The sequence below is a fragment of the Anoxybacillus tengchongensis genome (assembly GCF_014201585.1).
GTDB classification, from domain to species: Bacteria; Bacillota; Bacilli; order Bacillales; family Anoxybacillaceae; genus Anoxybacillus; species Anoxybacillus tengchongensis.
The window spans coordinates 73584-87544 of record NZ_JACHES010000006.1; the positions used below are offsets into that span (position 1 = coordinate 73584).

General features: G+C 39.3%; 22 protein-coding genes. 8 read left to right on the forward strand and 14 right to left on the reverse strand.

Features of this window, described 5'->3' with window-relative positions; translation table 11 throughout:
* Nucleotides 1-10: 10 nt before the first annotated feature.
* The 5 genes from HNQ82_RS08155 to HNQ82_RS08175 form a co-directional block, all read right to left on the reverse strand.
* Nucleotides 11-592 (reverse strand): DUF5317 domain-containing protein, encoded by a 582-nt coding sequence (locus tag HNQ82_RS08155; protein WP_183248734.1) that lies wholly within the window; start codon nt 590-592, stop codon nt 11-13.
* Nucleotides 593-772: 180 nt separating this feature from the next.
* On the reverse strand, nt 773-2257 hold the full coding sequence (gene glpK, locus HNQ82_RS08160) for a glycerol kinase GlpK (protein WP_183248736.1): 1485 nt from the start codon (nt 2255-2257) through the stop codon (nt 773-775).
* Nucleotides 2258-2391: 134 nt separating this feature from the next.
* Complete coding sequence (locus HNQ82_RS08165; protein ID WP_183248738.1) at nt 2392-2943, reverse strand: glycerol-3-phosphate responsive antiterminator; 552 nt, start codon at nt 2941-2943, stop codon at nt 2392-2394.
* On the reverse strand, nt 2940-3341 hold the full coding sequence (locus HNQ82_RS08170) for a secondary thiamine-phosphate synthase enzyme YjbQ (RefSeq protein WP_183248740.1): 402 nt from the start codon (nt 3339-3341) through the stop codon (nt 2940-2942). The genes HNQ82_RS08165 and HNQ82_RS08170 overlap by 4 nt, the downstream gene beginning before the upstream one ends.
* 122 nt (nt 3342-3463) lie before the next feature.
* A complete protein-coding gene (locus HNQ82_RS08175) occupies nt 3464-3712 on the reverse strand; it encodes a hypothetical protein (protein WP_032099526.1) in 249 nt (82 codons plus the stop codon).
* A gap of 248 nt (nt 3713-3960) precedes the next feature.
* Between HNQ82_RS08175 and cspD the strand changes: the two genes are divergently transcribed.
* Together cspD and HNQ82_RS08185 are read left to right on the forward strand one after the other, a co-directional pair.
* Nucleotides 3961-4161 carry a cold-shock protein CspD gene (gene cspD, locus HNQ82_RS08180; RefSeq protein ID WP_003398931.1) on the forward strand — a complete coding sequence of 67 codons (201 nt, stop codon included), beginning with the start codon at nt 3961-3963 and terminating at the stop codon, nt 4159-4161.
* A 111-nt stretch (nt 4162-4272) separates the two neighbouring features.
* On the forward strand, nt 4273-4551 hold the full coding sequence (locus HNQ82_RS08185) for a DUF2564 family protein (protein WP_183248742.1): 279 nt from the start codon (nt 4273-4275) through the stop codon (nt 4549-4551).
* A 33-nt stretch (nt 4552-4584) separates the two neighbouring features.
* Here HNQ82_RS08185 and HNQ82_RS08190 read toward each other — a convergent pair whose 3' ends face one another.
* Nucleotides 4585-4773 (reverse strand): zinc-finger domain-containing protein, encoded by a 189-nt coding sequence (locus HNQ82_RS08190; RefSeq protein WP_183248744.1) that lies wholly within the window; start codon nt 4771-4773, stop codon nt 4585-4587.
* Complete coding sequence (locus tag HNQ82_RS08195; RefSeq protein WP_183248746.1) at nt 4770-5432, reverse strand: ribonuclease H family protein; 663 nt, start codon at nt 5430-5432, stop codon at nt 4770-4772. The genes HNQ82_RS08190 and HNQ82_RS08195 overlap by 4 nt, the downstream gene beginning before the upstream one ends.
* A gap of 107 nt (nt 5433-5539) precedes the next feature.
* On the opposite strand from HNQ82_RS08195, the gene HNQ82_RS08200 reads away from it, so the two are divergent.
* Nucleotides 5540-6223: a queuosine precursor transporter gene (locus HNQ82_RS08200; RefSeq protein ID WP_183248748.1), complete on the forward strand. Its 684-nt coding sequence runs from the start codon at nt 5540-5542 to the stop codon at nt 6221-6223.
* 59 nt (nt 6224-6282) lie between these two features.
* Complete coding sequence (locus HNQ82_RS08205) at nt 6283-7179, forward strand: DMT family transporter (RefSeq protein WP_183248750.1); 897 nt, start codon at nt 6283-6285, stop codon at nt 7177-7179.
* Here HNQ82_RS08205 and HNQ82_RS08210 read toward each other — a convergent pair.
* Nucleotides 7174-7644 carry a divergent PAP2 family protein gene (locus HNQ82_RS08210; RefSeq protein ID WP_183248752.1) on the reverse strand — a complete coding sequence of 157 codons (471 nt, stop codon included), beginning with the start codon at nt 7642-7644 and terminating at the stop codon, nt 7174-7176. The genes HNQ82_RS08205 and HNQ82_RS08210 overlap by 6 nt on opposite strands.
* A 68-nt stretch (nt 7645-7712) precedes the next feature.
* Between HNQ82_RS08210 and HNQ82_RS08215 the strand changes: the two genes are divergently transcribed.
* On the forward strand, nt 7713-7844 hold the full coding sequence (locus tag HNQ82_RS08215) for a Small acid-soluble spore protein (protein WP_021094632.1): 132 nt from the start codon (nt 7713-7715) through the stop codon (nt 7842-7844).
* 24 nt (nt 7845-7868) lie between these two features.
* Here HNQ82_RS08215 and acnA read toward each other — a convergent pair whose 3' ends face one another.
* Entirely contained in the window at nt 7869-10577 is a 2709-nt protein-coding gene (gene acnA, locus HNQ82_RS08220) for an aconitate hydratase AcnA (RefSeq protein WP_183248754.1), read from the reverse strand.
* Nucleotides 10578-10747: 170 nt separating this feature from the next.
* Here acnA and sspO point away from each other — a divergent pair, with 170 nt between their 5' ends.
* Nucleotides 10748-10897 carry a small acid-soluble spore protein O gene (gene sspO, locus HNQ82_RS08225; protein ID WP_032099534.1) on the forward strand — a complete coding sequence of 50 codons (150 nt, stop codon included), beginning with the start codon at nt 10748-10750 and terminating at the stop codon, nt 10895-10897.
* A gap of 17 nt (nt 10898-10914) precedes the next feature.
* On the opposite strand, the gene HNQ82_RS08230 is transcribed toward sspO, so the two are convergent.
* The gene (locus HNQ82_RS08230; RefSeq protein WP_035019584.1) at nt 10915-11175 is read right to left on the reverse strand and encodes a hypothetical protein; all 261 of its coding nucleotides are present in this window, start codon (nt 11173-11175) and stop codon (nt 10915-10917) included.
* A 104-nt stretch (nt 11176-11279) separates the two neighbouring features.
* Between HNQ82_RS08230 and HNQ82_RS08235 the strand changes: the two genes are divergently transcribed.
* Nucleotides 11280-11423, forward strand: a complete 144-nt coding sequence (locus HNQ82_RS08235) for a small acid-soluble spore protein P (RefSeq protein WP_006318326.1) — start codon at nt 11280-11282, stop codon at nt 11421-11423.
* A gap of 78 nt (nt 11424-11501) precedes the next feature.
* Nucleotides 11502-11939, forward strand: a complete 438-nt coding sequence (locus HNQ82_RS08240) for a DUF2621 domain-containing protein (RefSeq protein ID WP_032099536.1) — start codon at nt 11502-11504, stop codon at nt 11937-11939.
* Between the two features lie 14 nt (nt 11940-11953).
* Here the strand turns inward: HNQ82_RS08240 and HNQ82_RS08245 are convergent, their stop codons facing one another.
* The 4 genes from HNQ82_RS08245 to HNQ82_RS08260 all read right to left on the reverse strand — a co-directional run bounded on the left by HNQ82_RS08245 (nt 11954) and on the right by HNQ82_RS08260 (nt 13859).
* Entirely contained in the window at nt 11954-12421 is a 468-nt protein-coding gene (locus HNQ82_RS08245; protein ID WP_183248756.1) for a CcdC family protein, read from the reverse strand.
* 21 nt (nt 12422-12442) lie between these two features.
* Nucleotides 12443-12802, reverse strand: coding sequence for a response regulator (locus HNQ82_RS08250; protein WP_183248758.1), 360 nt, complete (start codon nt 12800-12802; stop codon nt 12443-12445).
* Nucleotides 12803-12828: 26 nt separating this feature from the next.
* Nucleotides 12829-13533, reverse strand: coding sequence for a cytochrome c biogenesis CcdA family protein (locus HNQ82_RS08255; protein WP_055441333.1), 705 nt, complete (start codon nt 13531-13533; stop codon nt 12829-12831).
* Between the two features lie 113 nt (nt 13534-13646).
* Nucleotides 13647-13859: a YneF family protein gene (locus HNQ82_RS08260; protein ID WP_003398951.1), complete on the reverse strand. Its 213-nt coding sequence runs from the start codon at nt 13857-13859 to the stop codon at nt 13647-13649.
* Nucleotides 13860-13961: the final 102 nt, after the last annotated feature.

Here is a 13961-nt window from a genome sequence, read left to right on the forward strand (position 1 = left end):
TTCATGCTTTTCACCTCCCTTCATGTGTTGGTTGAAGAGAATTTGTTTGTTTTTCTTTCATCATTAAATACTGAATAAACAAAAAGACGCCAATATTCATGACAACATCGCCAATGCTAATGACTTTCGCTCGCGGATAAGGCGGTGCTAATGGAATAATGTCACCTAAAAACGGGAAAATAGTATCAGCTGTAATAACTGTATGCTTCCCGTAAAGCCCTGTTTTCAAAAGTTCAACATATTCTTGTCCTAAAACCGCTTGTGTAGCTTCAAGCGATACGGGCATTCTGCCACCGTTTAACGCGATAACAATGAAATTCAAGAGCACTCCAACAAAAATCGTCTTCATCCCTGGATAATGGCGGTTAAGCCAAATAAATGTTAATCCGACAATGTAAACGATAATAAATGTAATGTTGCTTATATTCGCTAATATAGCGATTCGGTCTTGCAATAGGAAGAAAATCCATTGCACAAGCAACAGCACAGGGAAGATCCAACCACCTTTTAACTTCAATGTTGCGATCCCTTTAAAATTGCCTCCGCGAAATAAACCGATTAAAATGCTTAAAATAATTCCATCGTATACCATATAACCCTCACATTTCTTCAAAAACAAAAATTTTTGTCTTTTTATTGATTATAATAGCACATTTTTTTTTATATGAAAACGATTATATTGACGAAATATTTCGTTTTTCTTACTGATTATTTAGAACATAGTTTTATTTATAGAAAAACCGACTGCCCAAAAGACAGCCGGTTTGGCTCTTTATTTAAACATTTGCGCAGCACGAACTGCTTTTTTCCACCCATCATATAGACGTTGTTGAGTGTCTTCCTCCATTTTTGGTTCGAAAGCACGATCAATGTTCCATTGTTTCGCAATCTCTTCTCTACTTTCCCAATACCCAATCGCAAGTCCTGCCAAATAAGCAGCACCGAGAGCAGTTGTTTCGTTCACAACTGGTCTCTCAACTGGTACGCCAAGAATATCGCTTTGAAATTGCATCAAAAAGTTATTTTTTACTGCTCCACCATCAACACGCAATGTTTTTAACGTAATGCCCGCATCTGCTTCCATTGCTTTTAATACATCTTTTGTTTGGTATGCGAGCGATTCGAGTGTCGCTCGAATGAAATGTTCTTTTGTTGTACCACGTGTCAAGCCAAATACAGCTCCTCGTACATCGCTGTCCCAATATGGTGTTCCGAGTCCTACAAACGCAGGCACCACATATACCCCATCTGTTGATTGTACTTTTGTCGCATATGCCTCACTATCTTTTGCTTCCTTAATCATCCGCAATCCGTCACGCAACCATTGAATAGCAGATCCAGCAACGAAAATGCTTCCTTCTAGCGCATATTCAACTTTTCCATCAACTCCCCACGCAATTGTCGTTAATAAGCCGTGTGTAGACTGAACTGCTTTTTCACCTGTATTCATTAACATAAAGCAACCTGTTCCGTATGTGTTTTTCGCCATTCCTTCTTCAAAGCATGCTTGCCCGAACAAAGCCGCCTGTTGATCTCCTGCAATTCCAGCAATCGGCACTTCTTGACCAAAGAAATGGTACGGTGCCGTATGTGCGTAAATTTCTGAAGATGGCCGAACATCTGGCAACATCGTTTTTGGTACATGTAAAATATCAAGTAGTTCGTCATCCCATCTTTGTTCATAAATGTTAAACATTAACGTTCTTGACGCGTTAGAGTAATCTGTCACATGCGCTTTTCCACCAGATAATTTCCAAGTAAGCCACGTATCAATCGTCCCGAACAATAAGTCACCGCGTTCCGCCTTTTCACGTGCTCCTTCGACATGATCTAAAATCCATTTCACTTTCGTTCCCGAAAAGTAAGCGTCAATCAACAAACCTGTTTTTTTCCGAAATATATCATCATATCCAGCCCGCTTTAATTGTTCGCAAATTTGTGCCGTTTGACGTGATTGCCATACAATGGCATGATAAATTGGCTGTCCTGTTTGTTTATCCCATACGACCGTCGTTTCTCGTTGGTTTGTAATACCAATGGCCGCAATTTGTTTTGGTTCAATAGCTGCTTCTGACAACACCGTTGCAATGACGGCTAAAATAGATCCCCAAATTTCATTTGCATTATGTTCTACCCAGCCTGGTTGTGGGAAATATTGTGTAAACTCTTTTTGTGCAATATGAACAATTTCCCCTTTTTTGTTAAATAAAATGGCACGTGAGCTTGTTGTTCCTTGATCAAGAGCTAAAATGTACATATACCTATCCCCCTTGCAAAAAAAGACCCACAGCGCAATCAATAAAAATGCGTGTGAGTCTCCGTTTCTCCGTCACTAACATGATGAACTTACTATAAGACTAATCAATTTCGAAAACGCTGTCAATACATTTATTACGGAGCAAAATACCGCCAAAGTTCGACATTTGATGTCGTTACCGCAACAGCTCCTGCCGCAAGCGCTGCTTCGACTTCGGTTTCGTTTTCGATTAACCCTCCAGCAATAATTTTCTTTCCGGTTCGTTCGTGAAGTTGAGCAATGACTTTTGGAACAACACCAGGCAATACTTCAATATAATCCGGATTTGTTTTTTCTACAAGCTGAACACTTCGCTCAAAGGCATTTGAATCAATAATAAATGTGCGTTGAATCGCAACAACACCTTTTTGCCTTGCTTTCGTAATCACACTACTTTTTGTTGAGATCAGTCCGTATGGTTTAACGAGCTGACATAAAAATTCCGTCGCATACTCATCACTTTTTAACCCTTGTATTAAATCAACGTGAAGAAACATTTTTTTCCCATGCTCATTTGCATATGTATACACGCTTTTCAACATACCGATATGAATGTCTAAAAACACCCCATATTCATAATTCATTTTTATTAGTTTATCAAAATCTTTCATCGAGCGCACTGCTGGCAAAATACGTTGTCCGTTCATCCTTCCATCACCTTCACATAAAACGTGCGCGTTCGCGGTCCGTCAAACTCGCAAAAATAAATGCCTTGCCACGTCCCAAGAAGCAGCTGACTTTTTGTGACAATAACATACGCTGATGAACCAACTGTGCTTGCTTTCATATGTGCTGCTGTGTTTCCTTCGCCGTGTCGATCGAGTGGATGATGCCATGGATACAACTCATCAAAACGGCGAATCATATCTCGTTTGACATCGGGATCGGCATTTTCATTAATCGTGATTCCTGCTGTCGTGTGCGGACAATAAACAACAACAATTCCTTCTTGTACACCACTCTCTGTAATAAAAGATTGAACAAAAGAAGTAATGTCTACAAACTCATCTCGCTTCGTCGTTTGAATCGTCCATTGCTTCATCATCATACTTTCCCACCTTTATTTTTAATATATTTACAATCATATATATTTTCACATTTCTTTTCCATAAAAAATTCCTGACTTAACAGCTCCTAACGTTGTTAAAGCCCAGATCATTCTGGGCTTTAGTCGTATACGTGATGGGACGGAATAATATAATCAACCGAAATCACAGGCAAATCGTGTTGTTCAACTGAGGCAACAATTAAACCTTGTTTGCTTACAATACCAAATTGTTCTTTCTGTTGATCAAATGCTGCTTCACCAAATGCTAAAACCGTGTGATATAACTTTTCTTGATCAACTTTTTGCTTCCGTACATGATTGCTTAACTTAATGATCACTTCTTTCCCACGAATTTGACCACGATACATGCCACTCACTTCCTTTCTATACTCCTTACTGTTAATGTTATGCACTTAAGATAAAAATCCTTCTCTTAAAAAATTTTTTGAAAAAATCGCCTTTTTGTCTTGACTCTTCCTTGTTGTTCGTGTATAGTCTAATTATCATCTAACTGAATATATGTCCTGCACCGAGTGGTTGCTGTGAGTATATTCCGTTATATGAAAAATTTTTTCATTAGCCTATTGGCTAAAAGGTATTAGGAGGATTCAGTATTATGCAAAACGGTAAAGTAAAATGGTTTAACAACGAAAAAGGTTACGGATTCATCGAAGTAGAAGGCGGAGACGATGTATTCGTACACTTCACAGCAATCCAAGGTGAAGGTTACAAAACATTAGAAGAAGGTCAAGCTGTTTCTTTTGAAATCGTTCAAGGAAACCGTGGCCCTCAAGCTGCAAACGTAGTGAAATTATAATCGTCTGAGATGATTCATATATAGCTCGACGAAAAGACCAGCAAATGCTGGTCTTTTTTATTACATACTCTCCTCTTTTCACACAAATACTACAAGCGAGGAGGGATGACGATGACACAAAATCCAAAGAACCCACATCTTCAGGCTGATAGCGTATTTACGAAAATTGAAAATGCACATTTGGCAGTTGAATCAGCGAAAAAAATGGTTGCAGCAGCAACGATGAGCTTAGATGAACACGCTTTTGTTCATGCAAAACAAGCGATTGAAAATGCAAAAGAAGCGATTACGCGTGCCAAAACAAGCACGCAAGATCCCTTGCTTTTGCAATGCGAAAAAGAACTTGCAGATGCACACCATCAATTAACTGAAACGATGAATCATATGTAGCAACAAGGTGTCCCGTATACTTGGGGCACCTTGTTACGTTTTTTGTTTCGCGAGCAACTGACCGTATTGTTGAATTTTTTCCCCTACTGTACACATTTGAATACAAAACGATTGTGCATACGATTTTCCGCACTCTTTACGAAACGTTCTCTTCACAAAACAACCTTCGCAATACGTATCGAATAATTCATTTATCCGAAACAACACGTCTTTTCGATTCATCGTTTACGCTCCAATTGTATTGTACTTCTAATCATCGTCCCTCGAAGCGCCTGCGTTGCTAACTGATCGGCTTCACTATTTTCTTTTCTACCAATCGGTTCATAAATAGGAGAAATACGAAGCTTCTCCATTTTTTGCTCAATTCGCTTCACCCATCTTCCTTCGTCTGAAAATACAGGCCAATCACTAGATAATTGATGCAATACAACATGCGCATCCCCGCGGAACACAACGGGTAAATGGTGAACACCAAGATGTTCAAGTTGCTCAAGTAAAAAATGAAATGCCGCATACTCTGCTTCGTTATTTGATTGTAATTCATCTAACTGCGCATTTGCGCGGATACGAAATTGTTCACCGTTTTGTTTATAATAAATAACGATCCCAATCCCTGCTTTTTTCGTTTGACGATCAAACCCACCGTCAAAATAAGCAATCACATCATGCGGTTCCGTTTCAATTTCTTTCATTAGCTTGATTAACTCTTTTTTCGTCCACGCCACATCGCTTGCATCATAAAATAAAAGTTGTTTCACTCTCCCTGTTTTTTCTATATCCTCTGCAAAAATTAAAGCCTCCGTCACTTCCATCTCTGTTGATGTCCACACCATTTCCTTTTTCTTCGGTGTTACATATGTCCACTCCATAAATACCTTCATATCGCTCACCTTTTCTTTTTATTTTATTATAACAGCTTAGACAAATAATGATGTCAGTTGTATAATATCGTTTGTGTCTTTATATTTTCATACGAGGAGGGATCACCATGTTTAACGAAATACTCGGTCTTATTTCTGCCATCGTCACCTTTTCACTTGTGTTGCTCATTTATCGTTTCTTTGGTCGCTCAGGTTTATTCGTATGGATTGGTTTTTCTACTGTCGTTGCTAATTTACAAGTCGTCAAAACGGTTGAATTGCTTAGTATGACAGCTACACTTGGAAACGTCATGTACGGAACCGCTTTTTTAGTGACAGACATTTTAAGCGAAAAATATGGGAAGAAAGAAGCACAAAAAGCGGTATGGCTTGGCTTTTTTACACTTATTTCTCTCACAATCGTCATGCAAATCGCTTTATTGTTTCAGCCGCATGCGAGCGACTTTGCTCAACCAGCGTTAGAAACGATTTTTGGTTTATTGCCACGTATCGCGCTTGGTAGCTTGCTTGCTTTTTTAATTAGTCAATCGCTCGATGTTTACTTATTTCATTGGTTTAAAAAGAAATTTCCGCGCGATTCTCAACTTTGGATTCGTAATAACGGAAGTACAATGATTAGCCAATTGATCGATACACTCGTTTTCACATCCATTGCTTTTCTCGGTGCATTTCCGTTACATGATTGGATACAAATTTTTATTACGACGTATGTACTGAAATGGATTGTTGCGATGTTGGATACACCGTTTGTATATTTTGCAAAAAAAATATCCCCAAAATATACAGAATGATGGTAAAATGTTGTATGAGACTTCGGTCTTATACAACATTTTTTGCAAAGGAGAGTCAAATGAAATACAAAGCTGACGTTAGTCTATTGTTTGTTGCATTCGTTTGGGGTGCTACATTTGTCGTCGTTCAAAACGCCATTGCTTTTTTACCCCCATTGATGTTTAATGGCGTACGTTTTGCGATCGCAAGTGTATTGTTATGGATTTGGGTATTTATCTTCGAACGCAAGCCTCTAGATCGACAACTCGTCCGTGCTGGATTGATGCTTGGCGTATGGTTATGTCTTGGATATGCCTTTCAAACGATTGGCTTATTGTATACTACTTCGTCAAAAGCTGGATTCATTACTGGATTAAATGTTGTTATCGTTCCTCTCCTCTCATTTATCATTTTAAAACATAAACCTTCGTTTAACGCTGTGATCGGAAGTATATTGGCTACATGCGGGCTATATTTTTTGACCACAAGCGGAGATATGACAATCAACAAAGGCGATGTGTTTGTGTTTTTATGCGCCATTGCTTTTGCGCTACATATCGTGTCAACAAGCATATATGCAACAAAATTTTCATCTATCCTACTAACTGCTGTTCAAGTTCAAACCGTATCTATCGTTTGTTTTATATGTTCATATTGGTTTGAAGATTGGTCCCTTATTCCGCTTGCCACTTTTTTTGAATTTGATGTATGGATGGCTCTACTCATTACTGCACTGTTCGCAACAACAATTGCTTTCTTTATTCAAACGCATTTTCAACAATATACATCTCCAACGCGTGTTGCTTTAATTTTTGCTCTCGAACCTGTTTTTGCCGCTTTAACTGCATATATATGGAATGATGAACGCCTTCAACAAGCAGCTTTATTTGGAGCTGGGCTCATTTTATTAGGGATGGTATTATCTGAACTTCCTCAACATATATGGCAAAGAAAGAAGAGCGCTCGCCTTTCATAGCGAGCGCTTCCATCTACTTATTACGTAAGATAATCCCCCTGTGGCGATACCGAGAAACGCCCCACCAATGACTTCAATTGGTTGATGACCAAGCCGTTCCCGCAACAATTCTTCTTTTCGATCTAGCTTTCCATCATCTTCAGCACCTTTTAACCGCTCAATCTCTTCAGTTAATTCGTTCACACGAATAGCTAGCTCTCCTGCTTGATGACGCACACCTTGAGCATCATACATAACGATTAAACCAAAAATAGAAGCAAGAGCAAAGTCTATACTATGCACTCCCCGTTTTAAAGCAACATATGTGGCCAGCGAAGCAACACCCGCGGAATGTGAACTTGGCATACCTCCTGTTTCAAAAAAAAGCGACCAATCCCACTTTTTTGTTTTTCTTTTCGTCAATGGAATTTTTAAAAATTGCGCTAACGCAATTGTACATAATGCTGTTTGAATGGCTCGATTCATGTCACTGCCTCCTCTTTATATATATTTTTCGAAAGAGACGGATACAATATGCACAGGAGGTGGACATAATGAGTAAAAATAACGGAAGGAATCGTGGGCAAAACGCTCCAAGCGTCAATCCACAAGGATATGATGCTACATTTACACCCGAGCCAAAAAGTGCCTTAGAAAATGCGGCGAAAAAAACGAACAAAAAATAAAGAAGAGAGCGGTCTGCTCTCTTCTTATCGTTTTAATTTTTCGCGTAATACCATCGGTAAAATACCGCCATGGCGATAGTAGTCAATTTCTACTTCGCTATCAAAGCGTACAAGCACTTCAAATTCCTTTTTGTTTCCTTCTTCGTCTGTTGCTGTTACTTTAACGTAGTCGCGCGGTTTGACGTTTTCATCAATATGCACTTCAAATACTTCTTTACCTGTCAATCCAAGCGTCTCAGCATTTTCCCCTTCTTTGAATTGAAGTGGTAATACTCCCATAAGCACAAGGTTTGAACGATGGATACGCTCAAAACTTTCAGCAATAACTGTTTTAATACCAAGCAAGTACGTTCCTTTTGCTGCCCAGTCACGCGAACTTCCCATTCCGTAGTCTTTACCAGCGACGACAACGAGTCCTGTGCCATCTTGCTTATATTTCATGCATGCATCGTAAATCGACATGACTTCGCCTGTTGGCCAATATGTTGTATAGCCACCTTCTGTACCTGGTGCAATTTGGTTACGGATACGAATATTCGCAAATGTACCTCGCATCATCACTTCGTGGTTACCACGACGAGACCCATACGAGTTAAAGTCTTTTGGATCGACACCTTTAGAAATCAAATATTTTCCTGCTGGTGTATTTACACCAATTGATCCAGCTGGTGAAATGTGGTCTGTTGTAACAGAGTCGCCAAACTTACCAACCACTCTCAAACCAGTAAGTGGTTTTACTTCTTCCACTTCTGGGGATAGTCCTTCAAAGAATGGTGGATTTTGAATGTACGTTGAATTCTCATCCCATTGATAAAGCGGCTCGTCCGTCGTTTCAATCGCGTTCCAACGCGCGTTATCATCGAATACTCGCTCGTATTCTTTACGGAACAATTCTGGTGTTACCGCTTGTTTCACAACTTCTTTCACTTCTTCGGTAGATGGCCAAATATCATTAAAGTACACATCATTTCCATTTTGATCTTTACCGATCGGCTCATTTAATAAATCAATGTCGACTGTTCCAGCTAGTGCATATGCCACAACCAGCGGTGGCGATGCTAAATAGTTACCTTTGACGAGCGGATGAATGCGCCCTTCAAAGTTTCTGTTACCAGACAATACGCTTGTTACAAGCAAATCGTTTTCTGCAATCGCCTTTTCAAGCTCTGGGGCAAGTGGACCAGAGTTACCGATACATGTCGTACAACCGTAACCAACGATATTGAAGCCGATTTGCTCTAGGTAAGGGAGAAGACCTGAATCTTTTAAGTACCCTGTGACGACTTTTGAACCAGGTGCAAGCGATGTCTTTACATATTTCGGCACTTTCAAACCTTTTTCTACCGCTTTTTTCGCTACTAAACCCGCCCCGATCAACACATATGGGTTAGATGTGTTCGTACAGCTTGTAATCGCTGCAATGGCAATGGCACCTGTTTTCATTTTTACTTCTTCGCCGTTTAACGTAACTGTCATTTCTTTATCAAAATCCGCCTCAGTCAAACCAAAGCCTTGGTTTCCTTGCGGAGAAACGACCGCTTGACGGAACGATTCTTTCATTTTTGAAAGCGGAATTAAATCTTGTGGACGTTTTGGTCCAGAAAGATTTGGTTCAATTTCTGATAAGTTAATTTCAACAACATCTGTAAATACAGGCTCTTCTGCATCTGGTGTATAGAACAAACCATTTGCTTTGCAATATGCTTCAACGACTTGCACATGTTGCTCATCGCGACCTGTTAAACGCAAGTAATCAAGCGCTTCGGCATCAACTGGGAAGAACCCGCATGTCGCCCCATATTCTGGAGCCATATTTGCCACTGTCGCACGATCAGCTAACGGCAATGTTGCAACACCAGGCCCGAAAAATTCAACGAACTTGCCGACAACGCCTTTTTTCCGAAGCACTTGTGTCACTTTTAGCGCAAGGTCTGTTGCCGTTGTTCCATTTGGCAATTTTCCTGTTAAGCGCACACCGATCACTTCTGGTACTGGGAAGTACGAAGGTTGTCCAAGCATACCTGCTTCTGCTTCGATACCACCAACGCCCCAACCGAGTACACCAATGCCATTAATCATCGTTGTATGAGAATCCGTACCTACAAGTGTATCCGGGAACGCTTCATATTCGCCATTTTCCCCTTCAACAACGTGAACAACGTTTGCTAAATACTCTAAGTTTACTTGATGCACAATACCTGTTGCTGGTGGGACAGCACGATAATTGCTAAACGCTTTTTGTGCCCATTTTAAAAACTTGTAGCGTTCTGCATTGCGCTCAAATTCTAAATTCATGTTATACTCGAGCGCATCTTCTGTTCCAGCTTTATCTACTTGAACAGAGTGATCAATCACAAGATCAACAGGAATTTCGGGGTTAATTTCGTACGGATCTCCACCGATGTCCGCCATCGCTTTGCGCATAGATGCTAAATCAACAACGGCAGGGACACCTGTAAAGTCTTGCAAGATAACGCGAGACGGTTTAAATGGAACGTCTACATCTTTCAGTTCGCTCGTTCCCCATTTCGCCAAATTTTCAACATGCTCTTTTGTAATAACGCGTCCATCAACTTGACGAAGTACGGATTCAAGAAGTACTTTAATGGAATACGGAAGGCGTGATACGTTTCCGATTCCTGCTTCTGCAAGCGCTTGTAAGCGATAGTAATGATATTTTTTTCCGTTTACTTCAAATGTAGAACGAGCTTGAAACACATCATTTTTCACCATTATGTATTACCCCCTTCTAAACAAATCATCTTCTCCCACACCCACAAAATTCCTACGCTTTTATCTTAATACAATGCTCTACATAAGTAAATAATAATTGTTTATAAGTTTCAGATAAATGCATATTTTTTTGCTCTCTTTCCAACAATAGTTGCAGGAGGTGAAACAAGATGGTGAAAAGAAAAGCTAATCATGTAATCCCTGGTATGAATGATGCGAGTGCCCAAGGAAAGGGTGCCGGCTACAATGAAGAGTTCTCCAATGAGCCGCTGACAGAAGCGCAAAAACAAAATAATAAAAAACGGAAGAAAAATCAATAATCCCGCTCTAAGCGGGATTATTCATACATGTTGACCTCGTCGACAATTGCTTGCAAATCGTGGCGAAATTGTTCAAGCTGTTTTCGTTGTTTTTCCGAAGCTACTTCAAGTGCGTTATTAATTTGCTCAAACGCTTCATTTACCTCTTGTTTCAAATGGTGCAATTGACTTCCATAATCTGCATCACTTTTTACAAGATGATCGTACCATTCTTTTGCTTCCATTGTTCCTTGTTGCGCAGCTTCAAACGCTTGTTGCTTATTTTTATGATAAGGCATGTGATTCACTTCCTCTCTTTTTAATATTATCGTGCCTATTCACGGACGAAATATGCATAAATACCGTTTATCATGCCATCATATGAAAGAAAGGAGTGTTCTGCATGAACAAAAATACAAGCAAAGATATGCGCAAAAATGCCCCAAAAGGAGATAATCCGGGACAACCAGAACCACTTAGTGGTTCAAAAAAAGTAAAAAATCAGAATCATACCCGTCAAAAGCATAACTCAAGTCACGATATGTAAAAGAGCTGACGCCATTGTCAGCTCTTTTACTTGATTCTGTTATTATTTTTTTACATAATAAACGTTGAGGTGGAATGTATGCTAACAGGTTGGTTTTTATGGTTTATTTTATTTTGGGTCGTTTTTCTTCTCGTTATGATGTCGATCGGTGGGTTTTTTATGTTTCGAAAATTTTTGAAACGTTTGCCAAAAGAAGATGGAAAATCCGAATTAGACTGGCAAGAGTATTACATTGAACAAACGCGTCATTTATGGTCTGAGAAAGAAAAAGAGTTACTTGAAGATTTAGTTCGTCCTGTTCCCGAGCTGTTTCGTGATGTAGCTCGCCAAAAAATTGCTGGCAAAATTGGAGAGTTAGCGTTACAAGAGAAAGTGAATCGAATTACAGAAGATTTAGTTGTCCGTGGCTATATTCTCGCCACACCAAAACGGGACCATAAATTTTTAATGAAAGCACTACGAGAAAAACAAATTGATTTTACAAAATACGAACATTTACTAGCCAAAAAAAGCTAATCGCCTGTTGCTGATTAGCTTTTTTCTTTTATTTCGCATTGAAGTCGACGATACGATGCGTACATCGCTACGCGCCACGGAACGATCATCGAAAAGGCTAAAATCCAAAACATTCCCGCGAGTTCTCCGTACTCAATAGTGCGACTTAAATATGTTTTTAGAGCTAGACGCAATACAATTAAACCAACAAAAATAAAAACGAACGCTTTTGATCGTTGTAAGTAAATGTCGTTACCTCGAACTTCAAACGAGGATGTTTTAATTAACAAAACAGAAAAAAGCGCTCCAACAAAAATTGCTTCTACACATTCTAGCGCCGTTACTCGAAACATCGGATGAAGAAACATAAGAGCTCCTGTGCTCATAAAAATAGGGGGTAATATAATTTTTTTGGCGTTTGTAGGTTTTTCGGCTGCTTTCATACGAATAAAGAAAACGATTCCAGCCATAAATACCGCAAATACTGAACTAAAAATAGCCAAAGTGAATCTTCCTTTCCCGCCTTACTGTAACACACGTTGAATAGCTTCCATGACGCGACTTTCATCAAATGGTTTTACGATAAAATCGAGCGCTCCTGCTTCAATAGCTTCAACAACCATCTTTTGTTGTCCCATTGCTGAACACATAATAATTTTTGCATCCGGATCATGCAATTTAATTTCCTTGACAGCTTCAAGTCCGCTCATTATCGGCATCGTAATATCAAGTGTCACCACGTCTGGCTTTAACTCTACATACAGCTCAACAGCTTCTTTCCCGTTTTCTGCTTCCCCAATCACTTCATGATTTGCTTTTTTTAAAATGTTCGCTAATGTCATGCGCATAAATTTTGCATCATCCACAATTAAAATTCTCGCCATTTTCTTTCCCTCCACACCCTAAGAAACTAGAAACCTGTAAAGCCACCAAATATATTTGTCATATAGATCGTGATTTTCGTCATCCAGTCAAAAAACAATACAACCCCCATACCAATCATGACATATCCACCGACTTTCATTAGCTTAACATGATGTCTTCGAATCCAACCCATTTTTCCAATAAAAAACGATAAAAGTAAAAACGGCAAAGCAAAACCAAGTGAATAGGCCGTCATATAAACAACACCTAAACTCGGGTTCGTCGCTGCTAGAGCAATGACCGATACTAAAATCGGACCTGTACACGGCGTCCAGCCAGCAGCAAACGCCATACCGATAAGAAAAGAACCAATGTAACCTGATGGACGTTGTTGAAATGATAAACGTCGATCAGTCATTAAAAAGGCGGGCTTAAAGATGCCGATAATAACAAATCCGAAAAATACCATCAATATTGCCCCAATTTGACGAATGAGATCTTGGTATGTATGAAAAAAACGTCCAAGCATAGATGTACCAAAACCAATGGCGATAAAAATAAATGAAAATCCGAGCAAAAAAAATAACGTATGTAACAAACTTCTTTTTTGTAACAATGCATAATCGGATTTTAAATCACTAACAGAAATTCCTGTAATATATGATAAAAAAGCTGGATAAAGTGGTAAGCAGCATGGGGATATGAACGAGAGCACACCTGCCCCAAACGCAACAAGCAGTTGAATGTCCATATGATTGACACTCCATTCTTTCTTCATTTAATTATATTTTATCAAAAAAATACAAATACGAGCAACAGCTTCTTCCTGTGCTAAAAAAGACACTCGTCACGAGTGCCTTGCCTTTATTTTAACTGGTTATTCATTGCTTTCATCATTTGATTAATTTTCTTTTGCGATGGAGTCATACCCATTTGCATCATCATCATTCGAATCATTTGCTCGTTAATCGGTGGATTTTTCTTTAAGTAGTTCATCATTGTTTTACGCGCAATAAAAAATCCTAGGGCAACGCCAGCAGCAAGCGCTACAATGCCTACTAAAATCATTTCCCACATATTTTTTCCTCCTTCATGTTGTCTACATTACACTATACTAAACAATAACGGTTTGTACAATATGTTCAGCAAAAAATCTTTATTCGATAATAAAACGGGGAG